This is a genomic window from Streptomyces sp. NPDC054765 (genome assembly GCF_053612065.1).
This window is the reverse complement of sequence record NZ_JBSHBP010000031.1, coordinates 37981-64952: the sequence shown is the minus strand read 5'-3', so window position 1 is coordinate 64952 and position 26972 is coordinate 37981. Positions and strand designations below refer to the sequence as shown.

Sequence of the window (26972 nt, the reverse complement as noted above, 5' to 3'; positions counted from 1 at the left end):
TCCGTAGCACGTAAGGACTTGTGGACGACATGACTTCGCACGAAACGCTCGGTGTGGCAGTGATCGGCACCGGCCGGATGGGCGCCGACCATGTGCGCCGGATCAACAAGGTGATCAGCGGTGCCCGGGTGGCTGCGGTGGTCGACATCGACGCGGCCCGCATCAAGGATCTAGCCGACGGCATCGAGGGCTGCACCCCGTACACCGACCCGGCTGCCGCCATGGACGACGCCAGGGTGGACGCCCTGCTGATCGCCTCGCCGGGCCCCGCGCACGAGGCGGCGCTGCTCGATGCCTTCGCGCGCGACCTGCCCGTACTGTGCGAGAAGCCGCTGACGCCGGACGCCACCTCCGCGCTGCGCGTCCTGGAGGCGGAGCAGGCACTGGGCCACCGCCGTGTACAGGTCGGCTTCATGCGCCGTTACGACGCGGACTACCGCACCCTCAAGTCCCTTCTGGACCAGGGCACTTACGGCCGCCCGCTGATGCTGCACAACAAGCACCGCAACGCCGACACCCCGCCCGGCTTCACCAACGCGATGATGATCAATGACTCGGTGGTGCACGAGATCGATGTGACCCGCTGGCTGCTGGAGGAGGAGATCACCGCGGTCCGTGTGCTGCGCCCGTCCCCCACCGGCAACGCCCCCGAGGGCCTCAGCGACCCGCAGCTGATCCTCTTCGAGACCGCGGGCGGCCAGGTCGTCGACACCGAACTCTTCGTCAACTGCGGCTTCGGCTACCAGGTCAGCTGCGAGGCGGTCTGCGAGGGCGGCACCGCCAGGATCGGGGACGACCACGGCGTGTTCAGCAACACCGCGGGCCGCTGGGGCGGCGCCGTCCCGCCCGGCTTCGTGGAGCGCTTCGAGGAGGCCTACGACCGGCAGGTGCAGCGCTGGGTGAACGCCACCCGGCGCGGTGAGGTCGAGGGCCCCAGCTGCTGGGACGGCTATGCCGCGGCCGCCGTGTGCGAGGCGGGGGTGCGCGCCCAGGCCACCGGCGAGCGGGTGACCGTCAATCTGATCGAGCGGCCCGCGCTGTATCGGTGAAGCGCGCGGCCCGCGCTGTATCGGTGAGGCGCGCCCCGGCGCTGGGCGCCCGCGTCACCGTCGCCGAGGCACGCGCGTCACCGAGACACGCCCCCTCGCCGAGACACACCCCCTTACCGAGACACACCCGATACGGTCACGCGCCCGTCGCTGAAGCGCGCCCCGTTACCCCGTCGCTGAAGCGCGCCCCGATACAGCGCCCCGTTACAGCACAGCAGCCCGTGTCAGCGGCCCGTGACGGACAGCGCCCCGTCGCCGGCCCACCCTGATCCACCGAAAGGCCCCGTTCCACCGAAAGGCCCCGCACCATGCACGTCATCCACCACGCCGCCCCACTCCATCCCGGCACCCCCATACCGCCGCGCCCAGCCCCATCCCCCTCCCCATCCCCCTCCCCGGCCCCATCCCCCGCTCAGCCCGCCGGGCCGGCGGCCATCCGATCGGCCGCCGGCCCGGCCGGCACGGCGTACCGGAGCTGACGATGGCCGCTCCGACGAGCCGGATGGCATCCGCCGGCCCGCGTGAGAACGCGCAAGCCCGCGGCGCCAAGCGCTTCATCATCGGCATCGCTGCCATTGCCGCCCTCGGCGGTGCCCTGTTCGGCTACGACACCGGGGTGATCTCCGGCGCCCTCCCCTTCATGGAGACCCACTTCGGCCTCACTTCCCTGGGCGAAGGCATCATCACCAGCGCGCTGCTGATCGGCGCGGCCTTCGGCTCGCTGATCGGCGGCCGGATGTCCGATGCGCTGGGCCGGCGCAACTCGCTGCTGTGGGCGGGCTCCGTGTTCATCGGCGGCGCGCTGGCCGTCGCGCTCTCCCCGGGCATCCCCGTCATGACCGTGGCGCGCTTCGTCCTCGGGCTCGCCGTCGGCAGCGCCTCCGTCATCACCCCGCTCTATCTCTCCGAGATCGCGCCCCCGCACATCCGTGGCCGGCTGGTCTCCTTCAACTCACTGATGATCGTGAGCGGTCAGCTGCTCGCCTACCTCATCAATGCCGTCCTGGCGCACTGGGCGGCCTGGCGCTGGATGCTGGGCCTTGCCGCGCTGCCCGCCGTGGCACTGTTCGTCGGGCTCTTCTTCCTTCCCGACACCCCACGCTGGTACATCAGCAAGGGCCGGACGGACGAGGCGGCCCGGGTGCTGCACCGTACGCTGCCCGCCGGGGACGTCCCCGCCGAGCTGGCCCGTATCGACCACGCCCGCGCCCTGGAGGCCGACGCCCGGCGCGGCGCCTGGCAGCAGCTGCGCACACCGTGGATACGGCGGCTGCTGCTGGTCGGCATCGGTCTGGCGGCCGTTCAGCAGATCACCGGCGTCAATGCCGTCGTCTACTTCGCGCCCAAGATCCTGGCGTCGACCGGACTGGGCACCGGCGCCTCGATCACCGCCACCATCGCGGTCGGCGTGATCTCCGTCCTGGCCACCGCGATCGGGATGTCGCTGATCGACCGGGTCGGCCGACGGCCGATGCTGCTCGCCGGCCTGACCGGTATGGCCGTCTCGCTCGCCCTGCTCGGCGCCTCCTTCCACCTGCCGCACTCCCCCGCCGTCAGCGCCCTCGTCCTCGGCCTGATGGTCCTCTACATGGCCTTCATGCAGGCCACCCTCAACACCGGTGTCTGGCTGCTGCTCGCCGAGATGTTCCCGCTCAAGGTGCGCGGGCTGGCCATGGGGGCCGCGGTGTTCGTGATGTGGCTGGTCAACTTCGCGGTGGCGCTGGCCTTCCCGCTGCTGCTCGACGCGGTCGGCGCCGGCACCACGTTCTGGTTCTTCGGCGTGATGTGCGTCCTGTCCCTGGTGTTCTGCAAGCGGTACGCACCGGAGACGAAGGGGCTGGCCCTGGAGGACCTGGAACACGAACTGCGCAGGGCGGCGACGGACGAGGCGTGACGGCAGGGACGCGGAACTGACGGCGGCGTACGGGGATCTGACGGCGGCGTACGGGGATCTGACGGCGGCGTACGGGATCTGACGGCGGCGTACGGGATCTGGCGAACGGGCACCGAATCCGGCGGGCGGGAAATAGTGGGGGGATCGCCGGAACCGCGCACGGCCGTCCTGGCCGCGACCGCGGGACTGCTGACCGGTCCGGCGTCCGCCGACGGCAAGGTGGACAAGAAGACCTGGCGCGCGCTCTGCGTCTGATCCGCATCGCAGCCCGTCCGGCACACCTGCACACCTGCACACCTGCACACCTGCACACCTGCACACCTGCAGCGAGGTCTACGGCATACGTGTGGCGGGCCGGTTCTCTCAGCACGAGAACCGGCCCGCCACACGGCCATTGCGTCGTACTCCGCGTACTGTGACGCCCCGCCCCCAGTTGTGGACCGCCCCTCCCGCGTCGGGGACTGTCCCGCTCCAGTCTTGGGCCGGGACCCGCTCCGGTCTTGGACTGCCCGTTCCAGTCTTGGGCCGCCCCTCCCCGCCCCGCACGACCCCGCCTCTTCTCCCCCCTCTTCTCCCCTACTCTCCGCTGCTTTCCGCTCCGGTCCGGGATCGTCCCGCCCCCGTCACAGCCATCCGCCCCGCGTCACGGCTGTCACCGTTACGCGGGGCTTCCGTCACAGCCGATCAACAGCCCCTCCCCGATGGTTACTCGGTGTCGTTGTCCAGGCACAGGGTGAGTGATCACCAGGCCGTACGCAGCCCCCTGCCGGCTCCCCCGGGCCGACCCTGCGTACGGCGCTCAGGAGGTGGCAGAGATGACCGACCGCAAGCTCTGGTCGTACAAGGAGATCGCCGCGCACATCCAGGTGCAGCCGGACACCGTGCGCTCCTATCGCAAGCACGGGCTGCTGCCCGAACCGGATCTGGTGGAGAGCGGAAAACCGTACTGGTTCGCCGACACGGTCAGAGCGTGGGTGGCGCAGCGACCTGGCCACCGCGGCCGCCGCTGAGCCACCGGATCCGACCGGGCCGGGCCCCGGCGCCCCGGGCGACGCCGGGGCCCGGTCGGCACCCTCCCCCAGGCCTTCCCGGCCTCTACGATCGAGGTATGCCCCAGACCCCCGGAGCAGCCACGCCCGCCCGGATCGCCGTGATCGGCGGCGGCGCGATCGGCGGCTACACCGCCGCCCTTGCCCGGTGGGCCGGTCTTGACGTCACGCTGTGCGTCCGCAGCCCGCTGGAGGGGCTCAGCATCGAGAGCGGCGGTACGGTACGGCCCGCGGCGGTGCGTATCGTCACCGACCCGGCGCAGGTGGCGCCGGTCGACTGGGTGCTGCTGACCACCAAGGCACAGGACACCGCGAGCGCCGAGGGCTGGCTGCGGCGGCTGTGCGGCCGGGGCACCGCGGTCGCGGTGCTGCAGAACGGCATCGGCCAGGTGGAGCGCGTCACTCCGCTCGTGCCCCGGGGCACCGGCATCCTCCCCACCGTCGTCTACATCTCGGCGGAGCGCACCGCGCCGGGGCGGGTCCTGCATCACGTCGCCAGTGAACTGCATGTGCCGGCGGGCCCGTTGGCGGACCGGTTCGCCGCTCTGCTGGACGGCAGCGAGCTGCGGGTGCATAGGGTCGCCGACTTCACCACGGCCTCCTGGCGCAAGCTGTTCACCAACCTCGTGGCCAACCCGATCACCGCCCTTCTCCAGCAGCGGATAGGGGTCTTCGCCGACCCCGAGATGGCCGCGCTCACCCGCGATCTGCTGCGCGAGGCGGCTGTCGTCGCGCGCGCCGAGGGCGCGGACATCGGCGAGGAGGACATCGCCCGGACGCTTGAGCTGTATGCCACCGCGCCTCCGGAAGGCGGCTCCTCGATGCTCTACGATCGCCTCGCGGGCCGCCCGCTGGAGCATGAGTTCCTCACCGGCGCGGTCGTCGGGGCCGGTGAACGGCACGGCATCGCCACCCCGTTGAACAAGATGCTGCTCACTCTGCTGCGGGCGGTGGACCGCGAACTGCGGAGCGGGAAGTAGTAGAGAAGCAGTCGAGAAACGGTGGAGAAGGCGCGGGGTCAGGCGGGGCGGGGCGGTGCCGTCGACCCCCTGATCTCCATTGCCGGGGCCACGAGCTGCTGCCCGGCCGGGGTGTCCGGGCGTTCCATGCGGTCGAGGAGGCAGCGCGCCGCGCGCCGGCCGACCTCGTGGCTGGCGTTGTTCACCGAGGTGAGCCAGAGGTGGCGGATGCGGGCGAGGTAGGTGTTGTCGTAACCGACGAGGGAGAGGTCGGCGGGCACGTCCAGGCCCAGTTCCTGGGCGGCGGACAGCGCGCCGACGCCGGAGATGTCATTGAACGCGAAGACGGCGGTGGGGCGTTCAGTGGTGGGGCGTTCGGGGGTGCGGCGTTCAGTGGTGCGGCGTTGGCCGGTGGGGCGTTCGGCGGTGGGGCCTTGGGCGTGGAGGCGTCCGGTGTCGCGTGACGGGTGGAGCAGCCGGACGGCCGCGCGGTAGCCTCCCTCCTCGGTTCCGTCGCCGTTCTCCACGACGGCGCTCGCCTCCAGGCCGTGGGCACGTACGGCGGCCTCGAAGCCGCGTCGGCGCAGCTCACCGACCAGTCCCTGCCCGGCGATATGCGCGATCCGCCGGTGGCCGAGACCGATGAGGTGCTCGGTGGCGAGCCGGGCGCCGCGCTCGTCGTCGTTGGCGACGAGGTCGACGCGCGGCAGCCGGGGTTCATGGTTGCCCGCGATGACGGTCGGCAGCCGTTCGGCGACCTCGGCGAGGCCGTCGGTGTCCGGGAGCGTGCCGACGACGACGATGCCGTCGACCCGCATTTCCTGGAAGGTGCGGGCGAAGTCCTGGCCGGCCCGCCTGTCCAGCCGTCCGTCGGCCATCAACATCCGCAGACCCTGCGCCTGCAGCAGGGAGTTCAGGCCGTCGAGCACCTCGACGAACCAGGGGTTGCGCATATCGTTCAGCAGCACGCCGACGGTGTGCGTACGGCGTGCGACAAGGCTGCGGGCCGCTGCGTTCGGCCGGTAGCCCAGCTCGTCGATGGCCGCCAGCACGGCCTGCCGCTTGGCATCGCTGACCCGCGATGAGCCCTGCAGCACGAGCGAAACCAGGGACTTGGAGACGCCCGCGCGCTCGGCGACACCGCGAATGGTCGGAGGCCGGCCCCCTACGGGCCGCGCGCCCGACCGTCCCGCCGACCGCTCCCCCGGCCGTCCTTCGGCCCCCTCTTCGGATCCTTCTTCGGAGCGGCCCCCGGGGCGTCCGTCGGCTCGGTTCCGTCCGCCGGGGCGTTGGTTGGACCGTTCCATAGGTAGAAATCCTTCCATCGGGGCAGGCCGGCGTCAATGCACCACCGCACGCCCCTGCAGAACGGTTGACATGCGGACATCAGGACATGCAGGGTGCCGGTGACGCGATGATTGGACCGTTCCAAACGAGTGGGCGGGGTGGGCCTGCGCTTCCCAGCCTCACCGCCCGGCAGCTCCCCCGCCCCAGCCGTAACGCCCCCTCCTCCCCCTCGCCCGTCCCCTCTCCCCCTCCCCTCCCGTTACTCATCCGCACTCCCTTCATCTCCCTCCCCCTCCCCCTCCCCCTCCCTCTCCCTCTTCGCCCTCCCCTCCCCTCCCTCTTCGCCCTCCGTAATTCCCCCCGGAAAGGACCCGAGGCATGAAGATCGGTCTGATCGGCACCGGGCGCATCGGTGCGTTCCACGCCCACACCCTGCGGAGCGTTCCGGGCGTCACCGGCATCGTGGTCGCGGATGCGGACACCGCCCGCGCCGCGTCACTGGCCGAGGCCCTTGGCGTACGGGCCGCCGCGGGCATCGAGGAGATGTACGCGGACGGCCTGGACGGCGTGGTGATCACCGCGGCGACCAGCGCCCACGCCTCCCTGATCCACCAGGCCCTGGACGCCGGGGTGCCGGTCTTCTGCGAGAAGCCGGTGGCACTGGACGTGCCCGGCACCGTCGGTGTGGTGGACCGGGCGCGGGCCGGCACCGTACCCGCGCAGATCGGCTTTCAGCGCCGCTTCGACGCGGGGTATCGCACCGCCCGCGAGGCGCTGCGCTCCGGCGAACTGGGCTGGCTGCACACGCTGCGCGCCTGCACCAGCGACCGGACGCCACCGCCGGCCGGCTATATCCCCACGTCCGGTGGGCTGTTCCGGGACTGCAGCATCCATGACTTCGACATCCTGCGCTGGCTCACCGGCCGCGAGGTGGTCTCGGTCTACGCCCAAGGAGCCAACCGGGGCGCCTCGTTCTTCGCCGACGGCGACGATGTGGACACCTGCGCGGCGCTGCTGCGCTTCGACGACGACACCCTGGCCACCGTGACGGCGACCCGTTACAACGGCGCGGGCCACGACGTCCGGTTGGAGGTCTGCGGCTCCGAGGGAGCCCGCTTCGTCGGCCTCGATGACCGGGCTCCGCTGCCGTCGGCCGAGGCGAAGCTGTCGTGGCAGCGGGCGGCCGACCCGTATGCCACGTTCATGGAGCGCTTCCACGACGCATACGTCACCGAACTGGGCGTCTTCGCCGAGGTCGCAGCGGGCCGTGCACCGAGCCCGTGCTCGCCCGCGGAGGCGCTGGAGGCCCTCTATATCGCCGAGGCGTGCGAGCGTTCGCGACGTACCGGTGAGCCCGTTGCTGTCGCGGATGTCCGGGCCACCGCCGGTGGTGCGACTCCGGGCGCGTAAGCGTCCCTGGGCCCGGTCGATCGCGTTCGTCACGCCGTCACGCCGTCACGCCGTCACGCCGTCACGCCGTCACGCCGTCACGCCGTCACGCCGCCGTTACGCCATTACGCCGTCACGTCACCGTCGCCGATGAATCCCGGCCGTCCCCCTCCCCCTTGGGAGTTCCGCCGCCCTCGCCCTCGCCGCTCTCCTCCGACGGTCCACGCAGGGTGCGCCGGCGGGCGGCCCACTGGATCGCGGCGCCGACCGCGGCGACCACGCAGGAGACGCCGAAGCCGATGCCGGCGGCGTAGAGCGGGCGGCCGGTGGTGGCGCTGCCGAGATAGCCGAGGCCGACCGAGTACGTCGCCCAGGTCGCTTCGGCGATACCGGCGCCGAGGACGTATTTCCGCAGCGGGTAGCGCAGCACCCCGGACGCCAGGGCGCCGGCGATCCGCCCGCTGGGCAGGAACCGTACGGCGATCACGAACGGCAGGCCGTAGCGCTGGATCCGGTGCGAGGTCCATTCCAGCAGCGCCCGGCGCCGGGGATTGCGACGCATCCAGGCGCGTACGGGCTCGCCGAACCGGCGTGCGGCCAGGTACATCAGCACGTCCCCCAGCAGTGCACTGCCTCCGACGATCAGCAGGATCAGGGGGAGGAACACCTCGCCACGGGAGGCGAGTACGCCGACGGAGACGAGCAGGGCGGAGTTGGGGACCAATGGTGGCAGCGTGGTGAGCACCAGTAGGCCGTAGAGGGCGAGTACGTCCATACGGCCGCCTCCTCGGATCCGCCCCGAGCTCGTATCCCCAGGCTGACGCGTGGTGGGGCACACGGCAACGCGATGGACGTACCGACGGACGTGCCGACGGATGTGCCGACGGACGTCCCGACGAACGTACCCATGGACGTGCCGCAGTACCGCTGGATTGATACCCCCTGGGGGTATACAGTGCCTAGGGTTGGGAGATACCGCCGGTCGCCGGGACCCCTCGCAGCGCATTGCCACACCCCGACACACGACACACGACACACGACGCGCTGCGACACCCCGACACGCGGTGCACTGCGACACCCCGACACTTGGCACCACACGGAACACATCGGCACCACAAGGAGAATCCCCCATGGCCGAGAACAGCTCCTGCTGCACCCCCGAAGACTCCTGCCACTCCGGCGGCACCAACGTCCAGTCCGGCGAGGTGACCACCACCTACCAGGTCACCGGTATGACCTGCGGCCACTGCGAGGGTGCGGTGTCGTCCGAGATCGGCGAGCTCGCCGGGGTCAGCTCGGTGCAGGCGGTCGCGGCCACCGGCCTGGTGACCGTCACCTCCAAGGCGCCGCTCGACGACGACGCCGTGCGCGCGGCCGTCGACGAGGCCGGCTACGAACTCGTGGGGCAGGCGACCTGAGCCCGGAGCCTGCTTCCACCGCGGGGGCGCAGGTCGGGCCGACGAAGTTTCACACGGCCCTTACAACTGACACAACACCCATACTCAAGGGTCCCGATCTCCAGATCGCGACCCTTGACCGTATTCGCCCCAATATGGCAAGAGACCCAGATCACACTCATCGGAACGTAACCATTGAGGGGGGTCGTGAGTCTAACCGGGCAGTGCAGGCACCCCGGCGGGGCTTGCACTGCAACAGCCGTGCTGATCTTGGGGGATCGTGCCCGGCTACGCGTGGCCGGGGCGACGCGCCCGGGGAGCTTTGAGCGGCCCTCCCGAATGTGCGCGTCCCGGCAGATCGCGGTGCACCCCGAAACGCCCGGAGGGATCCCGTGGGGGGAATCCAACCGGGACAGGGGAAGCGCCCCGCGCTCTGGACCCGTGGGGGGATCCGGAGGCGGGGCGCTTTCTTTTCTGCGTGCGGTGGGGCTGCCCTCGAAGGGCCGCCGTCAGCGCTGCTCGACCGGCACGAAGTCGCGCTCGACGACACCGGTGTAGATCTGCCGCGGGCGGCCGATGCGGGAGCCGGGCTCCTTGATCATCTCGTGCCACTGGGCGATCCAGCCGGGGAGCCGGCCGAGCGCGAAGAGCACGGTGAACATCTCGGTCGGGAAGCCCATGGCCCGGTAGATCAGGCCGGTGTAGAAGTCGACGTTCGGGTAGAGCTTGCGCTCGACGAAGTAGTCGTCGGAGAGCGCGTGCTCCTCCAGCTTCAGGGCGATGTCCAGCAGCTCGTCGGACTTGCCGAGCGCCGAGAGGACATCGTGCGCCGCCGCCTTGATGATCTTCGCCCGGGGGTCGAAGTTCTTGTAGACGCGGTGCCCGAAGCCCATGAGCTTCACGCCGTCTTCCTTGTTCTTCACCTTGCGGATGAAGGTGTCGACGTCGCCGCCGCCGGCCTGGATGCCCTCCAGCATCTCCAGCACCGACTGGTTGGCACCGCCGTGCAGGGGGCCCCACAGGGCGTTGATGCCGGCGGAGATCGAGGCGAAGAGGTTCGCCTGCGAGGAGCCGACCAGGCGGACCGTGGAGGTGGAGCAGTTCTGCTCGTGGTCGGCGTGCAGGATCAGCAGCTTGTCGAGGGCGCTGACCACCACCGGGTCGAGGTCGTAGTCGGCGGCGGGCACCGAGAAGGTCATGCGGAGGAAGTTCTCCACGTAACCGAGGTCGTTGCTCGGGTAGACGACCGGGTGGCCGACCGACTTCTTGTATGCGTAGGCCGCGATCGTCGGGAGCTTGGCCAGCAGCCGGATCGTGGAGATGTGGCGCTGCTGCTCGTCGAACGGGTTGTGGCTGTCCTGGTAGAAGGTCGACAGCGCGCTGACGACCGAGGACAGCATCGCCATCGGGTGGGCGTCCCGGGGGAAACCGTCGTAGAAGCGCTTGACGTCCTCGTGGAGCAGGGTGTGGTACGTGATGTCCTGCTTGAAGTTCGCCAGCTCATCGACGGTGGGCAGCTCACCGTTGATGAGGAGGTACGCGGTCTCGACGAACGTGCTGCGCTCTGCGAGCTGCTCGATCGGGTAGCCGCGATAACGCAGAATCCCGTTCTCACCGTCGAGATAGGTGATCGCGGATTTATACGCCGCGGTGTTGCCGTAACCGGAATCCAGGGTCACCAGACCGGTCTGTGCGCGCAGCTTCGAGATATCGAAGCCCTTGTCGCCAACGGTGCTGTCGACGACCGGGTAGCTGTATTCGCCGTCCCCGTAACGCAGTACTACAGAGTTGTCGCTCACGTCATCCCTCACCGACGTTGTGCCTCTTCTTCGAGGTGCCCTGACTGCCTATACCTTCCCCCATTTGGGCCTTGGTTGTGCACTCGGGGTCGGCCATAGGGCCTCACAGCGGCACTCAGTGCCGCTTGAGTGCCCATCCTGCCCCCCTTCGCCCCGAATAGGAAAGAGGGGGGACCTCACCTCGCACCGGCGAGCCGGTGATCGAGCGCCGTACACCGCCGACCGGCGGAAACCGTGCGGACGGCCTGCCCCAGGGCCCTGCGGGAGCCGACCAGCACCACCAAGCGCTTTGCCCGGGTCACAGCGGTATACAGCAGATTGCGCTGCAGCATCATCCAGGCACTGGTGGTGACCGGAATCACCACCGCTGGATACTCACTACCCTGCGAACGATGGATCGTCACGGCATAGGCGTGGGCGAGTTCGTCCAGTTCGTCGAAGTCGTAGGGAACCTCCTCGTCCTCGTCGGTGCGCACGGTCAGCCGCTGCTCGTCGGAGTCGAGGGCGGTGACCACGCCGACCGTGCCGTTGAAGACGCCGTTGCGGCCTTTTTCGTAGTTGTTCCTGATCTGGGTGACCTTGTCGCCGACGCGGAAGACCCGGCCGCCGAAGCGGCGCTCGGGCAGATCGGGGCGGGCGGGGGTGACGGCCTGCTGGAGCAGGCCGTTCAGGGCGCCCGCACCGGCCGGGCCGCGGTGCATCGGGGCGAGGACCTGGACGTCCCGGCGCGGGTCGAGGCCGAACTTCGCCGGGATCCGGCGGGCCGCGACATCCACCGTCAGCCGGGCGGCCTCCTCGGCGTCCTCCTCGGCGAACAGGAAGAAATCCGTCATTCCGGTGGTCAGGGGCGGGATGCCGGAGTTGATGCGGTGGGCGTTGGTGACCACCCCGGACTCCTGGGCCTGCCGGAAGATCCGGGTCAGCCGGACGGCAGGCACCGGGCCGGACTCCGCCAGCAGATCGCGCAGCACCTCGCCCGCGCCCACCGACGGCAGCTGGTCCACGTCCCCGACCAACAGCAGATGGGCGCCCGGCGGCACGGCCTTGACCAGCTTGTTGGCGAGCAGCAGATCCAGCATCGAGGCCTCGTCGACGACCACCAGATCGGCGTCCAGCGGGCGGTCCGCGTCATAGGCGGCGTCCCCGCCGGGCTTGAGCTCCAGGAGGCGGTGGACCGTGGAGGCCTCCGCGCCGGTCAGCTCGGAGAGCCGCTTCGCCGCCCGGCCCGTGGGCGCCGCCAGCACCACCTTGGCCTTCTTGGCGCGGGCCAGCTCGACGACGGAGCGGACGGTGAAGGACTTGCCGCAGCCCGGCCCGCCGGTGAGCACCGCGGCCTTCTGCGTCAGCGCCAGCCGGACCGCCTGCTGCTGCTCGGCGGCCAGCTCGGCGCCCGTGCGCCGCGCCAGCCAGGCCAGCGCCTTGTCCCAGTCGACGTCCCGGAACGCCGGCATCCGGTCCTCGTCGGTGCGCAGCAGCCGGGACAGCCGGCCGGCCAGGGAGATCTCGGCGCGGTGGAAGGGCACCAGATAGACGGCGGTGACCGGCGGCGCGCCCTCCGCACCGCCGGGCACCTGCTCGCGGACCACCCCTTCCGGGTCCGCGGCCAGCTCACCCAGGCAGTCGATGACCAGGCCCGTGTCCACCTGGAGCAACTTCACGGCGTCGGCGATCAGTTGTTCCTCGGGCAGGAAGCAGTGGCCCTGGTCCGTGGACTGCGACAGCGCATACTGCAGGCCCGCCTTGACCCGGTCCGGGCTGTCGTGCGGAATGCCCACCGACTGGGCGATGCGGTCGGCGGTCAGGAAGCCGATGCCCCAGACGTCGGCGGCCAGGCGGTAGGGCTCGTTGCGGACGACGGAGATGGAGGCGTCGCCGTACTTCTTGTAGATCCGCACCGCGATGGAGGTGGACACGCCGACACCCTGGAGGAAGACCATGACCTCCTTGATGGCCTTCTGCTCCTCCCATGCCACGCCGATCATCTTCGTCCGCTTGGGGCCCAGGCCGGGCACTTCCACCAGGCGTTCGGGCTCGTGCTCGATGACGTCGAGGGTGTCCGTGCCGAAGTGTTCGACGATGCGGTCGGCGATGCGCGGGCCGATGCCTTTGATCAGGCCGGAGCCCAGATAGCGGCGGATGCCCTGGATGGTGGCGGGCAGGAGGGTGGTGTAGTTGTCGACGGTGAACTGCTTGCCGTACTGGGGGTGGGAGCCCCAGCGGCCCTCCATGCGCAGCGATTCGCCCGGCTGCGCGCCGAGCAGTGCGCCGACGACGGTCAGCAGATCGCCCGCGCCGCGCCCCGTGTCGACCCGCGCGACCGTATAGCCGCTTTCCTCATTGGCATAGGTGATCCGCTCCAGGACCCCTTCCACCACGGCTGCGTTGACCATGGACCGACCGTACCGCCGGGGTCTGACACCGCGCAGGGAGGCGGGCCACCGAGAGCTCCATCGAGGGGCCCGTCCGATGGCCGGGCCCCTCGATTCCCCCTCCACGCCGGCCCCGGATCCCCCCCGGGCCCCTCCCCTTGCGGGGCCGGCGTCAGCTATGACCTTTACGGACGGCCAACGGTTGCGCGCACCCGCTGAGTTATTTCGCCGGCGCCCGTGGTGCCTTTCCCCTCGTCAGCTGTGCTTTCCGCGCGTCGGCCGGGCACCTTCCCCTCGTCGGCTCTGCGCCTTCCCCCCTCGGCGTCCGCCGTCGTCCGCCGTCGTCCGGTGCCGTCCGGTGCCGTCCGGTGCCGTTTGGTGCCGTTTGGTGCCCTTCGATGTCCTCCGATGTCATCCGACGTGTGTGCGGAAGCGGTCCATGATCTCGGCCAGCACCTCGGTGCCGTCCCGCGCCCACAGTGCCGGGTTGAAGATCTCCACCTCGACCGGCCCGCGGTAGCCGGCCGTCTCGACCCGCTCCCGGAACCACCGCAGATCCACCGCGCCGTCCCCGAGCTGACCGCGCCCCAGCAGGGCCCCCTCGGGCAGCGGGGTGACCCAGTCGGCGAGCTGGAAGGCGGCGATCCGCGAACCGGCCTCCTGGCCGGTGCCGCCCGCGCGGGCGATCTGCGCGCCGACCGTGTCGTCCCACCACAGGTGGTAGGTGTCCACGACCACCCCCACCTGCTCGGCGGGGAACCGCTCGGCGAGGTCCAGCGCCTGGGCGAGCGTGGAGACCACACAGCGGTCCGCCGCGTACATCGGGTGCAGGGGTTCGACCGCCAGCCGTACGCCCCGCTGTGCGGCGTACGGGCCCAGCTCGCCCAGTGCGTCCGCGACCCGCTCCCGGGCGCCGGGCAGATCCCGGCTGCCGGCCGGCAGCCCGCCGGAGACCAGGACCAGGGTGTCCGTCCCGAGGGCGGCCGCCTCGTCGACGGCCGCCCGGTTGTCGTCCAGGGCTGCCGCCCGCCCGGCCGGGTCCGGTGCGGTGAGGAATCCGCCGCGGCACAGGCTGGTGACCCGCAGCCCGGCATCCCGTACGAGCCGGGCGGCCGCGGCCACCCCGTACTCCTGCACCGGGGCGCGCCACAGACCCACGCCCCGTACGCCCGCCCGCGCACAACCGTCGGCAAGTTCGGGCAGCGACCACTGACGGAGGGTCTCCTGATTCAGGCTGAGGCGGTCGAGAAGGGCTGGGGCGCGGTCGCTCATGCGTCCTCCGCCCCGTATACCGCGAGCAGTTGGCGCATCCGGTGGGCGGCGAGTTCCGGGTCGGGGAACAGGCCGAGCCCGTCGGCGAGTTCGTGTGCGCGCCGCAGATGCGGCAGGGAGCGAGCCGACTGGTGACCGCCGACCATGGTGAAGTGCGACTGGTGGCCGGCCAGCCAGGCCAGCAGGACGATGCCGGTCTTGTAGTGGCGGGTGGGCGCCTGGAAGAGGTGCCGGGCGAGCGCGACGGTCGGGTCCAGGACGGCCCGGAAACCCGCGGTGTCGCCGCTGTCCAGGAGGCGTACGGCTGCGGCGGCGGGGACGGCGAGCGGGTCGAAGACGCCCAGCAGCGCATGGCTGAAGCCGTGGTCGTCGCCCGCGATCAGCTCCGGGTAGTGGAAGTCGTCGCCGGTGTAGCAGCGGACCGTCCTGGGCAGCCGGCGGCGCAGCGCCACTTCCCGCCCGGCGTCCAGCAGGGAGACCTTGACGCCGTCCACCGCGCCGGGGTGGTCGGTGATGAGCGCGAGGAGCGTCTCCGTTGCGGTGCCGGGTTCCGCGCTGCCCCAGTAGCCCGCCAGCGCCGGGTCGAACGCCGGGCCGAGCCAGTGCAGGATCACCGGCCGGGCGGCCTGGCGCAGCAGGTGGCCGTAGAGCTCCCGGTAGTCGTCCGGGCCGGTGGCGGCCGCGGCCAGTTGGCGGGACGCCATCAGCACCGGCCGGGCGCCGGCGTCCTCGACGAGCCCGAGCTGTTCCTCGTAGGCGCCGCGGACTTCGGCCAGACAGGCTCCGTGCGGGGGGAGTTGGTCGGTGCCGGCGCCGCAGGCGAGCAGGCCGCCGGCCGCCCTGGCCTCGGCAGCGGAGCGCCGGATCAGCTCGGCGGCGGCGCTCCAGTCCAGGCCCGCGCCGCGCTGTGCGGTGTCCATCGCCTCGGCCACGCCCAGGCCCTGCGACCACAGGTGGTGCCGGTAGGCGAGGGTGGCGTCCCAGTCGACGGCGGCCGGGCCGTCGGGGCTGGTGTCGGCGTGCGGGTCGGCGACCACATGGGCGGCGGCGAAGACCGTACGGGAGCGCAGCGGGGGCCGCGCGGAATCCGGGCGGGCCGTGGAGCCGGCCACGGACGGGGAGGGCCCGGCCGGCGCGTTCACCGGGTCAGCTCCGGTACGTCCAGGCGGCGGCCCTCGGCCGAGGACCGCCGTCCCAGTTCGGCGAGCTGGACGCCGCGGGCGCCCGCCGCCAGGTCCCAGCGCCAGGGCTCGTCGCGGACGACGTGCCGCAGGAACAGCTCCCACTGCGCCTTGAACGCGTTGTCGAAGTCGTCGTTGTCGGGGACCTCCTGCCACTGCGCGCGGAACGGTTCGGACGCCGGAAGGTCGGGGTTCCACACCGGCTTGGGGGTGTGGGCACGGTGCTGGACACGGCAGTGGCGCAGCCCGGCGACGGCCGATCCCTCGGTGCCGTCGACCTGGAGCTCCAGCAGTTCGTCGCGGTGCACCCGCACCGCCCAGGAGGAGTTGATCTGCGCGACGATGCCGCCGGGCAGCCCGAAGATGCCGTATGCGGCGTCGTCGGCGGTGGCCTCGTACGGGGTGCCGGTCTCGTCCCAGCGGCGCGGGAGGTGCGTGGCCAGATGCGCCTGGACGGTTCTGACCGGCCCGAACAGCTCGTGCAGGACGTACTCCCAGTGCGGGAACATATCGGCCGCGATGCCGCCGCCGTCCTCGGCACGGTAGTTCCAGGAGGGGCGTTGCGCCTGCTGCCAGTCGCCTTCGAAGACCCAGTAGCCGAACTCGCCCCGTACGGACAGGATGCGGCCGAAGAAGCCGCCCTCGACGAGGCGGCGGAGCTTGCGCAGGCCGGGCAGGAAGAGCTTGTCCTGGACGACGCCGTTCTTGACGCCCGCCTCCTGGGCCAGCCGGGCCAGCTCCCGCGCGCCCGTGAGGCTGCTCGCGGTGGGTTTTTCGACGTAGAGATGCTTTCCGGCGGCAATCGCCTTCTTCACGGCCTCCTCGCGGGCGGCGGTGACCTGGGCGTCGAAGTAGATGTCGATGCCGTCGTCGCCCAGGACGGTGTCGAGGTCGCAGCTCCAGTGCTCCAGGCCGTGCCGTTCGGCGAGGGCCCGCAGTTTGTGCGGGCTGCGGCCGACGAGCACGGGTTCGGGCCAGATCACCGTGCCGTCGGGCAGGTGGAGGCCGCCCTGTTCCCGCAGGGCGAGGAGGGAGCGGACCAGATGCTGGCGCTGTCCCATGCGTCCGGTCACGCCGTTCATGGCGATGCGTACGGTCGTACGGGTCGCGGTCGTGCGGGTCGCGGTCGTACGGGTCGCGGTCGTGCGGGTCGCGGTCGTGCGGGTCACGTCGGCCCCTCTCGGGACGGGAGTCGCGGTCTCTGGTCAGAATGTGTGAGCCGGGCGAGCGGCTGAAACCGGGAAAGGGATTTTCCACCGGGCATGGCGGCGGAGGCCGGCCGGCGCGTATCCTTGACTCAGTCAAGGCTGAGGGGGTCGACGATGATCACCGGGACGGCATCCGGACCGACAGCCGGGACGGCATCCGGACCGACAGCCGGCGAGGCATCCGGACCGACAGCCGGCGAGGCGCCCGGCCCCGCGTCGGGCGAGGCGCCCGGCCCCGCGGCCGACGTCCGTGAGCTGCGAAGGTTCAACCGCTTCTATACGAACCTGATCGGCGCCCTCGACTACGGGCGGCATCTGTACACCCCGTTCACCCTGACCGAGGCCCGGGTGCTCTACGAGGTCGCCAACCACCCGCGGGTGGACGCCGCGGATCTGCGCGCCGCACTGTCGCTGGACGCGGGCTATCTCAGCCGGCTGCTCGGCAGGTTCGAGGACCGCGAGCTGATCACCCGCGGCAGATCCGAGCAGGATCCCCGGCGGCAGCGCATCACACTGACCGACGGCGGCCGGGAGGCGGCCGGCCTGCTGGAGGAGCGCTCCCAGGACGCCGCGGGGTCGCTGCTGGAGCAGTTGCCGGCGGCGGACCGGGCCCGGCTGGTGGACTCGATGCGCACCATCCGCGCCCTGCTCGGCGAGGGCGCGGAGCGGCCGCCCGGGGACCGCGCCCCCGAGGTCGCGCTGCGCACGTCCGGCCCCGGGGACCTCGGCTGGATGGTGGAGCGCAACGCCACGCTCTACGCCGCCGAGTACGGCTTCGATCTGAGCTATGAGGCGCTGGTGGCCCGGATCGTCGCCCAGTACGCCGAGGACTTCGACCCGCGCCGGGACCGCACCTGGATAGCGGAGCTGGGCGGGGAGCGGGTGGGCGCGGTGATGTGCGTACGGGACGGCAGGCCCGGTGTCGCCCGGCTGCGGCTGCTGCTCGTGGAGCCGGCCACGCGCGGCCACGGAGTGGGCCGTCAACTCGTCGATTCCTGTGTGGAGTTCGCGCGGGACGCGGGATACGGGGAGCTGGTGCTGTGGACCAATTCCGTGCTCGACGCGGCCCGCGGCATCTATCAGCGGGCCGGATTCGAGCTGGTCGCCGAGTCGGCGCACCACAGCTTCGGGCAGGACCTGGTCGGGCAGGACTGGCGGCTGGCGCTGTAGCGGCCGCGGGTGACGGTGCGGGCGAGGGGGGCGGTGAAGGCGAGGGGGGCGGTGAAGGCGAGGGGGGCGGTGAAGGCAGGGATGCCGGGAAAGACGGGAAAGACGGGAAGGACGGGAAGGTCAGGAAGTCAGCGATGACGTGAGCGACAGAAGGAGCGCCGGCATGGCCACCACGGACCGCGCGGACGGCAGCAGCCCCGCGATGCGAGCGGACGGCAGCAGCCCCGCGATGCGTTATGCGTTCTCGACCCTCGGTGTGCCGGGGATGCCGGTGGCCGAGGTGCTGCGGCTGGCCGTCGACACCGGGTATCAGGGGGTCGAGCTGCGGGCCCATCCGGAGGAACCGGTGCATCCGCTGATCGGGAGCCGGGAACGGGCCGCGGTGCGGGGACGGTTCACGGACGCCGGAGTGGAGATCCTGGCCGTTGCCGGCTACGCCCGGGTCGCCGCCGCCCGGGACGCGACGGGCGAGGAGGAGCTGGCCCACGAGCTGGCCGAGCTGGTGATCCTCGCCGCCGATCTGGGGGCGCCGTATGTCCGGGTCTTCCCCGGCGGCGGGGACCGCCCGGCCGCCGAGGCGGACGCGGATGCCGCCCGCCGGCTCGCCGCGGTGGCGCCGCTGGCGGCCGAAAGGGGCGTCCGGGTCCTGTTGGAGACCCATGACTCGCACCGTACGGGCGCGGCCGCCGCCCGCGTGCTGGGCCTCGTGGGCCACCGCCGGATCGGGGCGCTGTGGGACGTGCTGCACAGCTGGCTCGGCGGCGAGGAGCCCATCGACAGCCATGCCGCGCTCGCCCCGCATCTGGGCTATGTGCAGGTCAAGGACGTCGCCTCGGCCGAGGAGCGCACCCCCCTCCCGCTCGGTGCCGGCACCCTGCCGCTGGCGGCCGCCCTGGGCACCCTCGGCCGGGACCCCGCGGGCGCCCGCGGTCCGGTGCCGGCTCCCGAGGGCACCTACGACCAGGGCGCGGGCGGCTGGCTGTGCTGGGAGTACGAGAAGCGCTGGTTCCCGGAAGCGGCCGACCTCCCCGCCCTGCTGGCCCCGGGCCGTGAGCACCTCCAGCAGCTCCTGGGCGGGCCCGCCGGCCCCTGACCCGGGCCTCGCCGTCCGACGCCCCATCACATATCCCCGCCCGCCCCGCAAGACCTGGGCGCCACCACGAATCGCGTCATTGACCGGCAATTGTTTTCCGGCTATCCGTGTCTCCTTGGAAGTTTCCTTCAATGAGCCGAGGAAGCCCTCCGGAAGGAGCGCACATGCACTCCCGACGTACCGTCCTTGCCACCGCGGCCGCAGCCGCAGCCGCCGCAGCCACCGCCGCTGCCGCGGGCGCCGCCCCCGCGCCCGCCACCGGACACCAGCCCTCCCCCGCTTCCGCCACCGCCCCCTCCGCCGCCACCCGGGCCCGGCTGCGCCGCCTCATCTCCCGTATGTCACCGGAGGAGAAGACCGGCCAGCTCTTCGTCATGCGGGTCTACGGGCACTCCGCCACCGCCCCCGACCCGGCCGATGTGGCCGCGAACCAGAAGGAGATCGGGGTCGCCAACGCCGCCGAGCTGATCGCCAAGTACCACGTCGGCGGCATCATCTACTTCGGCTGGGCGCACAACACCCGTGAGCCGCACCAGATCGCCGACCTCTCCAACGGCATCCAGAGGGCCGCCGCCGCCCAGCGCGTCCCCGTCCCGCTGCTGATCTCCACGGACCAGGAACACGGCATAGTGGCCCGCGTCGGCGCGCCCGCCACGCTCTTTCCCGGGGCGATGGCGCTCGGCGCGGGCGGCTCCCGCGCCGATGCGCTCACGGCCGCCAGGATCGCCGGGGCGGAGCTGTACGCCATGGGCATCCGGCAGGACTACGCGCCGGACGCCGATGTCAACGTCAACCCCGCCAACCCGGTCATCGGCGTCCGTTCCTTCGGCGCGGACCCGCAGGCCGTGGCCCGTATGGTCGCCGCCGAGGTGAAGGGCTACCAGGGCGCCGGGATCGCCTCCTGCGCCAAGCACTTCCCCGGGCACGGGGACACCGACACCGACAGCCATCTCGGGCTGCCGTACATCCACCACACCGCCGCGGAGTGGGAGCGGCTGGACGCGCCGCCCTTCAAAGCCGCGATCGCCGCCGGCATCGATTCGATCATGACGGCGCATATCGTCGTGCCCGCCTTCGACCCGAGCGAGGACCCGGCCACCCTCTCCCGCCCGATCCTCACCGGCATCCTGCGCGAACGCCTCGGCTACGACGGCGTGGTGGTGACGGACTCCCTCGGCATGGAAGGCGTACGGAAGAAGTACGGCGACGCCCGGGTGCCGGTGCTCGCCCTCAAGGCCGGCGTCGACCAGCTGCTGAACCCTCCGGACCTCTCCGTCGCGCATGCCGCCGTCCTCGAAGCGATCAAGGGGGGCGAGCTGGCCGAGCGGGACATCGACGCCAAGCTGATGCGCATCCTGCTGCTCAAGGAGCGGCGCGGACTGTTCAAGGACCCGTACACCACCCACCGGGCGGTGGACGGGGTGGTCGGCATCCGCAGTCATCTCGCCGCCGCGGACGGCATCGCGGACCGCACCACCACGCTGCTGCGCAATGAGGCCCGGATCCTGCCGCTGTCCCGGCGACGGGAGCGCCGGGTGCTGGTGGCGGGGGTCGATGCGGCCGCGCCGTCCGGGACCGGCGGCCCGCCCACCACGGTCCTGGCGAAGGCCCTCACCGAGCTGGGCTTCACGGCCACCGCGCTCTCCACGGGCATGATGCCCACCCCGCAGCAGATCGACGAGGCGGTGGCGGCGCTCCGCGAGCGGGACGCGGCGGTGGTGGCGACGTACAACGTGGCCACCGACTCGCGCCAGCGCACGCTGGTCGCCGCGCTCCTCGCCACGGGCCGGCCGGTGGTGCAGCTGGCGGTCCGCAACCCCTACGACATCGCCCAGCTGGACGGCGTCAAGGCGGCCCTGGCGAGCTACTCATGGACGGATGTGGAGCTGCGGGCGGCGGCCCGGGTGATCGCCGGCCGACGGAACCCGGCAGGCAGACTGCCCGTCGCGATAATGCGCGCCGACGCCCCGACGCGGGCGCTCTACCGGATCGGACACGGTCTGACGTACTGAGCCGTAGGCCCGTACGGGACGGGCCGGGACGGGCCGGGACAGGCCGGGACGGGCCGGGACAGGCGCACGGATACGGGCACGAGCAGGGATGCGGCGCGCTCCCCATCCCCTCGGGGAACGCGCCCCATCCGGCGCCCGCCACGGCCCGTCATGGCCTGTCATCGGCCTCACGACCTCACGGCATCGGCATCGGCATCCGCCGGACCTCCTGCTTGTCCAGCTGCTTGTCGTGCGGCGCCAGCGGGGTGGCCTTGCCGTCCGGGGCCCGGACACCGGCCCAGTCGAGCAGCTCGGCGGTGGCCTTGGTGCGGTCGGCTTCCTTCAGCTTCGCGATGTTCGAGCCGTGGTTGCCGCCGGGCACGGTGAAGACGTACGAGTCCCGGGCGCCCCTGCCGACCTCGAAGTGTTCCGAACTCCACGGGTCGTACTGGCCGTTGACGAACATCATCCGGTTCGCGTGGTGACGCACCCAGTGATCGATATCGGGCATCGCGCGCTTGTCGAAGTGCATCGGGATGTCCTTCGGCACGAACGACCGGGAGTTGTTGATCCCGGGGTACTTCAGCAGGCCGGCCAGGTTCGGGTAGCCGTAGCCGGGCTCACCGAGCTGGGTGCCCGCCTGGTAGTAGTACGGCGTGTACGGCTCCATGCCCTGGTCGGTGTAGCTGCCGAAGCCGCCGACCGTGTCCATCCACTTCCACAGGTCGTCCGTGGAGACGCTCGGCTTGGGCACCTCGGCGCAGGCGGTCTCGGCCGGCTGGTACTGCCAGAAGCCGAACACCAGGTCCGTGACCATGACTTCATAGGCCCGGTCGGCGTTGCCGACGGTCTTGAAGGTCTGCTTCTCCTTGTCGGCCCAGGTCTGGAAGCGGGCGACCATCTCCTTGCGGCGCACCAGGGCCTCGCGCTCGATGGCGGCGAGGTCGGTGCGGCACTGCGCGGTCCCGACGGTCTTGAAGAACCGGTCGTACGCCGAGTCCTCGTCGTTGCGTACGTCGTTGGGCGCGACGTAGGCGACGGTGCCGTTCATGTCGTGCGGGAAGAAGCGGCGGTAGTACGTGGCCGTCATGCCGCCCTTGCTGCCGCCGGTGTCGATCCAGTTCTTGCCGTAGATCCGGTGCAGCGCCTGGAAGATGCGGTGCTGGTCGGTGGCGGCCTGCCGGATGTCCAGCTTCTTCCAGTCGGTGGGCGTGGGCCGCGACGGGGTGAAGTAGCGGTACTCCAGGGAGACCTGGTTGCCGTCGATGATCTTGGTGGGCTCGCTGCGGGACGGCGTGGTGTTGACGTTGTAGCCGGAGGTGAAGAACACCGTCGGACGGTCCACCGACTTGTGCAGCACGGTCAGCCGCTGCTGGAAGGTCCCCTGCGAGGGGTGCCGGTGGTCGATCGGCTGGGTGTAGTTCAGGACGAAGTAGCGGTAGCCGTCGACCGGCTTTTCTTCGATCAGGCTCATGCCCGGGATCGCCAGGATCCGGTCCTTGATGTCCTCGTTCTTCGGCCCGGCGGCGGTGGCCGCCCCGGCCGGCGCGCTGCCGGCTCCCGCCGTGCCTATGAGCACCGCGAGCGACAGCAGCCATCTGGTGGCCTTGCGCATGCACCCTCCCCTTGGGATAGCAAAGGTCGGGCTGAACCTATCGGCGTGGCGGGGGTGCCACCAGCCCCCGGCGCCGTTCGGTGGATCAGCCGAACGCCACGCCGGCTGCCCCGCCGCAGTGACCGGCGGGCCGGCCCCGGGAACCCACCTCCCGGCGCCCAGGGGTCCGGGCCCCGCCTCAGGCGACGTCCGATGCCCAGGGGTCCGGGCCCCGCCTCAGGCGACGAGTTCCTCCTCCTCGCCCGTGAAGGTGCGCCACAGCTCGGCATAGCGGCCGTCGTGGGCCAGGAGCTGGGCGTGGCTGCCGTCCTCGGCTATCCGGCCGCGGTCGAGCACCACCACCCGGTCGGCACGGGCCGCGGTGGTCAGACGGTGGGCGACGACGAGGGTGGTACGGCGCCCGACGAGGCGGTCGGTGGCCTGGTTGACGACCGCTTCGGTGGCCAGGTCCAGGGCTGCGGTGGCCTCGTCGAGCAACAGCACGTCCGGGTCGACGAGTTCGGCGCGGGCCAGGGCCAGCAGCTGGCGCTGGCCGGCCGAGAGGTTGCGTCCGCGCTCGGCGATCTCGTGGAGATAGCCGCCGTCGAGGGTGGCGATCATCGCATGGGCGCCGACGGCCCGCGCGGCGGCCTCCACCTCGGCATCGGTGGCATCCGGGCGGCCGTAGGCGATGGCGTCGCGGACCGTGCCGGCGAAGAGGTAGGACTCCTGGGGGACCACGCCGAGGCGGCGGCGGTAGCCGGTCAGATCCAGCTCGCGCACATCGGTGCCGTCGATGCGGACGGCGCCCGCTGACGGGTCGTAGAACCGCGCGACCAGCTTGACCAGGGTGGACTTGCCGGCGCCGGTCTCGCCGACGAAGGCCACGGTCTGGCCGGCCGGGATGGTCAGATCGATGCCGGCCAGCGCCGCCTCGCCGTCCTCGCCGTAGTGGAAGTGCACCCCGTCGAAGGTGATGTCGCCCCGCAGCGCGGGCACCTCGCGGGGCCGCTCGGCGGCCGGGGACCGGGGCCTCCCCTGCTCGAACGAAGTGGAGACCTCGGGGAAGGCCGGCTCGCGCAGCAGCTCCTGGATCCGGCCGAGCGAGACGGACGCCTGCTGGTAGCCGTCGAAGACCTGGGAGAGCTGCTGGACGGGGGCGAAGAACAGGTCGATGTAGAGGAGGTAGGCGACCAGCGCGCCGGCGGTGAGGGTGTGGGAGCCGACCCGGTCGGCGCCGACGACCAGCACCAGCGCCGCCGCCACGGACGACAGCAGCTGGACGAACGGGAAGTAGAGGGATATCAGGAACTGGCCGCGGACCCGGGCCCGGCGGTAGGCGTCACTGCGGGCGGCGAACCGCTCCGCGCCGCGCCGCTCACGCCGGAAGGCCTGGACGATGCGCAGTCCGGCCACGTTCTCCTGGAGGTCGCCGTTGACGACGCTGATCCGCTCGCGGGCCAGCTCGTACGCCTTCACGCTCTGCTTGCGGAAGAAGTACGTGGCGATGATCAGCGGCGGGAGGGTGGCGAAGACGACCAGGGCCAGCTGGATGTCGATGGCCAGCAGCGCGACGAGTATGCCGAAGAACGTCAGCATCGAGACCAGGGCGGTGACCAGGCCGGTCTGCAGGAATGTCGACAGGGCGTCCACGTCGGTGGTCATCCTCGTCATGATCTTGCCGGTCAGCTCGCGCTCGTAGTATGCGAGGCCGAGGCGCTGGAGCTGCGCGAAGATCTTGAGACGGAGGGAGTAGAGGACCCGCTCGCCGATGCGTCCGGTCATGCGGTTGCCGCCGATCTGCGCGGCCCACTGTGCCAGGACCACGGCCAGGGCGAGCCCGGCGGCCGTCCAGACACCGGCCAGCGCACCCAGGCGGACGCCCTCGTCGATGCCCTGCCGGATCAGCACCGGCAGCAGCAGCCCGGCCAGCGCGTCCGCGGCGACCAGCGCCAGCGCGACGGCCAGCGGCCCGCCGAAACCGTGCAGCAGCCGGCGCAGGCCGTACGAGCGCTCGGCGCGCACGGCCCGGTCCTCGTCGACGTCCGGGGTGTCCGTCGCGGGCGGCAGCGCGGCCACCTGGGCGAGCAGCTCGGGGGTGGCCGGCAGGCCGGCCATCGCGGCGCCGATGCCGGGCCCGGCGGCGACGGCCGCGCGGGCCGCCATCCCGGCGCCGCCCGCCTCGGCCTCCTGCTCACGGCGGACCCACAGCTCGGGGGTGATGGTGCCGCCCGTCCCGGGCCGGCCCGACGCACCGCCGGCCTCACCCGCCGGCTCGGCGCCGTCCACGGCCGGCGCGCGGTCCGGTGCCGGCCGGCCGTCGGCGGCGAACTCACCGTCGAAGACCCCGGCCGCCTCGCCCGCCGGGTCCCGCTCGACGCCGCCCAGCTCCTCCGGATCGGTCAGCAGCTTGCGGTAGAGCGGACAGCGGACCTCCAGTTCCTCCTGGGTGCCGATGTCGACCAGCCGTCCGTCGTCGAGGACGGCTACCCGGTCGGCGAGCGCCAGGGTGGAGGCGCGGTGGGCGATGAGCAGGGTCGTCCGGCCCGCCATGACGCCGCGCAGCGCCTCGTGGATCTCGTGCTCGACCCGGGCGTCGACCGCCGAGGTCGCATCGTCCAGGACCAGCAGCCGGGGGTCGGTGAGGAGGGCGCGGGCCAGGGCGACGCGCTGCCGCTGGCCGCCGGACAGGGTCAGCCCCTGCTCGCCGACCTTGGTGTCGTAGCCGTCGGGAAGCCCGGAGATGAAGCCGTCGGCCTGGGCGGCGCGGGCCGCGGTGCGCACCTGCTCGTCGGTGGCGCCGGGATGGCCGTAGGCGATGTTGTCGCGTAGGGAGTCGGAGAACAGGAAGCTGGTCTCGGGGACCAGGCCGATGGCGGCCCGCAGCGAGTCCAGGCTCAGATCGCGGATGTCGTGGCCGCCGACCAGGACCCGGCCCGCGGATACGTCGTAGAAGCGGGGCAGCAGCAGCGAGACGGTGGATTTGCCGCTGCCGGACGTGCCGACCACGGCGACCGTCTCACCGGCCTCGATGCGCAGCGAGAACTCGTTGAGCACCGGGCGGACGGGCCGGGCGGGGACATCGCCGTCGTGCTGCGGGGCGTAGCCGAAGGTCACCCGGTCGAAGACGACCGTGACCGGGGCGTCGGCCGGCAGCTCGCGCGCGTCCGCCCGCTCCGTGATCGACGGCTCGGTGTCGATCAGCTCGTAGACCCGCTCCACACCGGCCCGCGCCTGCTGGCCGACGGTCAGCATCACCGCCAGCATCCGGACCGGTCCGACCAGCTGTGCGAGGTAGGTGGAGAAGGCGACGAAGGTGCCGAGGGTGACCTGTCCCTGTGCGGCCATCCAGCCGCCGAGGGCCAGCATCGCGACCTGGCCGAGCGCCGGTACGGCCTGCAGCGCGGGGGTGTAGCGGGCGTTGAGCCGGACCGTGCGCAGCCGTCCGGCGAACAGCCGGCGGCTGACCTCGCGCAGCTTGCCGGTCTCCTGCTCCTCCTGCCCGAAGCCCTTGACGACCCGTACGCCGGAGACCGCGCCGTCCACGACACCGGCCACGGCGGCCGCCTGGCCCTGGGCGTACCAGGTGGCGGGGAAGAGGCGGGCGCGGCTGCGCTGGGCGATGAACCACAGGGCGGGGGCGACGGCCAGCGCGACGACGGTCAGCAGCGGCGACAGCATCGCCATCACGACCAGCGAGATCACGAACAGCAGGACGTTCCCGATCATCATCGGGAGCATGAACAGCAGGCCCTGGATCAGCTGGAGGTCGCTGGTGGCGCGGCCGACGACCTGGCCGGTGCTCAGCTCGTCCTGCCGCCGGCCGTCGAGCCGGGAGATCGCGCCGAACATCCGGGTCCGCAGATCGTGCTGGGCGTCCAGGGCGAGCCGGCCGCCGTAGAAGCGGCGGATGTAGGTGAGGACGTAGACCACGACCGCGGCGGCGACCAGCACACCGGCCCAGGGGCCGATGGGGCGCTCGTGCTTGACGATGACATCGTCGATGATCAGCTTCGGTACGAGCGGGACCAGGGCCAGCACGGCCATCCCGACGAGCGAGGAGCCGAGAGCGAGCAGCACGTCTTTTCGGTACTGCCAGCAGTCGCGGACCAGCCGCCGTGCCCAGCCCACTCGTTCCCTGTCCGTCCCCGCCACCCGGTGCCTCCCATGCTTCGCCGCCCGTCGCATGGCACCAACACCGCGGAGGGCGGATTTCATCCCGCCGCACCAGTTCTCCGGACGGGGCCCGCGGGGCGCACACGAGGTGACGG

18 protein-coding genes are annotated in these 26972 nt (G+C 71.7%); 9 read left to right on the top strand and 9 right to left on the bottom strand.

The window, feature by feature from the left end; translation table 11 throughout:
• The first annotated feature begins 29 nt into the window (after positions 1 to 29).
• The 4 genes from ACWGJY_RS20635 to ACWGJY_RS20620 all read left to right on the top strand — a co-directional run bounded on the left by ACWGJY_RS20635 (position 30) and on the right by ACWGJY_RS20620 (position 4972).
• On the top strand, positions 30 to 1049 hold the full coding sequence (locus tag ACWGJY_RS20635) for a Gfo/Idh/MocA family protein (protein WP_453262260.1): 1020 nt from the start codon (positions 30 to 32) through the stop codon (positions 1047 to 1049).
• A gap of 481 nt (positions 1050 to 1530) precedes the next feature.
• Complete coding sequence (locus tag ACWGJY_RS20630; protein ID WP_453262259.1) at positions 1531 to 2943, top strand: sugar porter family MFS transporter; 1413 nt, start codon at positions 1531 to 1533, stop codon at positions 2941 to 2943.
• A gap of 815 nt (positions 2944 to 3758) precedes the next feature.
• Entirely contained in the window at positions 3759 to 3953 is a 195-nt protein-coding gene (locus tag ACWGJY_RS20625) for a helix-turn-helix transcriptional regulator (RefSeq protein ID WP_453262258.1), read from the top strand.
• Between the two features lie 98 nt (positions 3954 to 4051).
• The gene (locus ACWGJY_RS20620; protein ID WP_453262257.1) at positions 4052 to 4972 is read left to right on the top strand and encodes a 2-dehydropantoate 2-reductase; all 921 of its coding nucleotides are present in this window, start codon (positions 4052 to 4054) and stop codon (positions 4970 to 4972) included.
• Between the two features lie 38 nt (positions 4973 to 5010).
• Here the strand turns inward: ACWGJY_RS20620 and ACWGJY_RS20615 are convergent, their stop codons facing one another.
• Entirely contained in the window at positions 5011 to 6258 is a 1248-nt protein-coding gene (locus tag ACWGJY_RS20615; RefSeq protein ID WP_453262256.1) for a LacI family DNA-binding transcriptional regulator, read from the bottom strand.
• A gap of 358 nt (positions 6259 to 6616) precedes the next feature.
• On the opposite strand from ACWGJY_RS20615, the gene ACWGJY_RS20610 reads away from it, so the two are divergent.
• Positions 6617 to 7648, top strand: a complete 1032-nt coding sequence (locus ACWGJY_RS20610) for a Gfo/Idh/MocA family protein (protein WP_453262255.1) — start codon at positions 6617 to 6619, stop codon at positions 7646 to 7648.
• 112 nt (positions 7649 to 7760) lie between these two features.
• On the opposite strand, the gene ACWGJY_RS20605 is transcribed toward ACWGJY_RS20610, so the two are convergent.
• The gene (locus tag ACWGJY_RS20605; protein ID WP_453262254.1) at positions 7761 to 8402 is read right to left on the bottom strand and encodes a DedA family protein; all 642 of its coding nucleotides are present in this window, start codon (positions 8400 to 8402) and stop codon (positions 7761 to 7763) included.
• A gap of 355 nt (positions 8403 to 8757) precedes the next feature.
• On the opposite strand from ACWGJY_RS20605, the gene ACWGJY_RS20600 reads away from it, so the two are divergent.
• Complete coding sequence (locus ACWGJY_RS20600) at positions 8758 to 9045, top strand: heavy-metal-associated domain-containing protein (protein WP_453262253.1); 288 nt, start codon at positions 8758 to 8760, stop codon at positions 9043 to 9045.
• Positions 9046 to 9533: 488 nt separating this feature from the next.
• Here the strand turns inward: ACWGJY_RS20600 and ACWGJY_RS20595 are convergent, their stop codons facing one another.
• From ACWGJY_RS20595 to ACWGJY_RS20575, 5 genes are all read right to left on the bottom strand, one after another.
• Entirely contained in the window at positions 9534 to 10823 is a 1290-nt protein-coding gene (locus tag ACWGJY_RS20595) for a citrate synthase (RefSeq protein ID WP_453262252.1), read from the bottom strand.
• A 176-nt stretch (positions 10824 to 10999) separates the two neighbouring features.
• A complete protein-coding gene (gene recD2 / locus ACWGJY_RS20590; protein WP_453262251.1) occupies positions 11000 to 13213 on the bottom strand; it encodes an SF1B family DNA helicase RecD2 in 2214 nt (737 codons plus the stop codon).
• Positions 13214 to 13603: 390 nt separating this feature from the next.
• A complete protein-coding gene (locus ACWGJY_RS20585) occupies positions 13604 to 14464 on the bottom strand; it encodes a sugar phosphate isomerase/epimerase family protein (protein WP_453262250.1) in 861 nt (286 codons plus the stop codon).
• Positions 14461 to 15576 carry a dihydrodipicolinate synthase family protein gene (locus tag ACWGJY_RS20580; RefSeq protein WP_453262283.1) on the bottom strand — a complete coding sequence of 372 codons (1116 nt, stop codon included), beginning with the start codon at positions 15574 to 15576 and terminating at the stop codon, positions 14461 to 14463. Before ACWGJY_RS20580 ends, ACWGJY_RS20585 begins: the two co-directional genes overlap by 4 nt.
• A 26-nt stretch (positions 15577 to 15602) precedes the next feature.
• The gene (locus ACWGJY_RS20575; protein ID WP_453262282.1) at positions 15603 to 16727 is read right to left on the bottom strand and encodes a Gfo/Idh/MocA family protein; all 1125 of its coding nucleotides are present in this window, start codon (positions 16725 to 16727) and stop codon (positions 15603 to 15605) included.
• Positions 16728 to 16967: 240 nt separating this feature from the next.
• On the opposite strand from ACWGJY_RS20575, the gene ACWGJY_RS20570 reads away from it, so the two are divergent.
• The 3 genes from ACWGJY_RS20570 to ACWGJY_RS20560 all read left to right on the top strand — a co-directional run bounded on the left by ACWGJY_RS20570 (position 16968) and on the right by ACWGJY_RS20560 (position 21128).
• Complete coding sequence (locus ACWGJY_RS20570; RefSeq protein WP_453262249.1) at positions 16968 to 18023, top strand: bifunctional helix-turn-helix transcriptional regulator/GNAT family N-acetyltransferase; 1056 nt, start codon at positions 16968 to 16970, stop codon at positions 18021 to 18023.
• 229 nt (positions 18024 to 18252) lie between these two features.
• The gene (locus ACWGJY_RS20565) at positions 18253 to 19116 is read left to right on the top strand and encodes a sugar phosphate isomerase/epimerase family protein (RefSeq protein WP_453262281.1); all 864 of its coding nucleotides are present in this window, start codon (positions 18253 to 18255) and stop codon (positions 19114 to 19116) included.
• 164 nt (positions 19117 to 19280) lie between these two features.
• On the top strand, positions 19281 to 21128 hold the full coding sequence (locus ACWGJY_RS20560; protein ID WP_453262248.1) for a glycoside hydrolase family 3 protein: 1848 nt from the start codon (positions 19281 to 19283) through the stop codon (positions 21126 to 21128).
• Between the two features lie 175 nt (positions 21129 to 21303).
• On the opposite strand, the gene ACWGJY_RS20555 is transcribed toward ACWGJY_RS20560, so the two are convergent.
• Both ACWGJY_RS20555 and ACWGJY_RS20550 read right to left on the bottom strand, forming a co-directional pair.
• On the bottom strand, positions 21304 to 22722 hold the full coding sequence (locus ACWGJY_RS20555; protein WP_453262247.1) for a S28 family serine protease: 1419 nt from the start codon (positions 22720 to 22722) through the stop codon (positions 21304 to 21306).
• Between the two features lie 216 nt (positions 22723 to 22938).
• On the bottom strand, positions 22939 to 26889 hold the full coding sequence (locus ACWGJY_RS20550) for an ABC transporter ATP-binding protein (RefSeq protein ID WP_453262246.1): 3951 nt from the start codon (positions 26887 to 26889) through the stop codon (positions 22939 to 22941).
• Positions 26890 to 26972 lie beyond the last annotated feature (83 nt).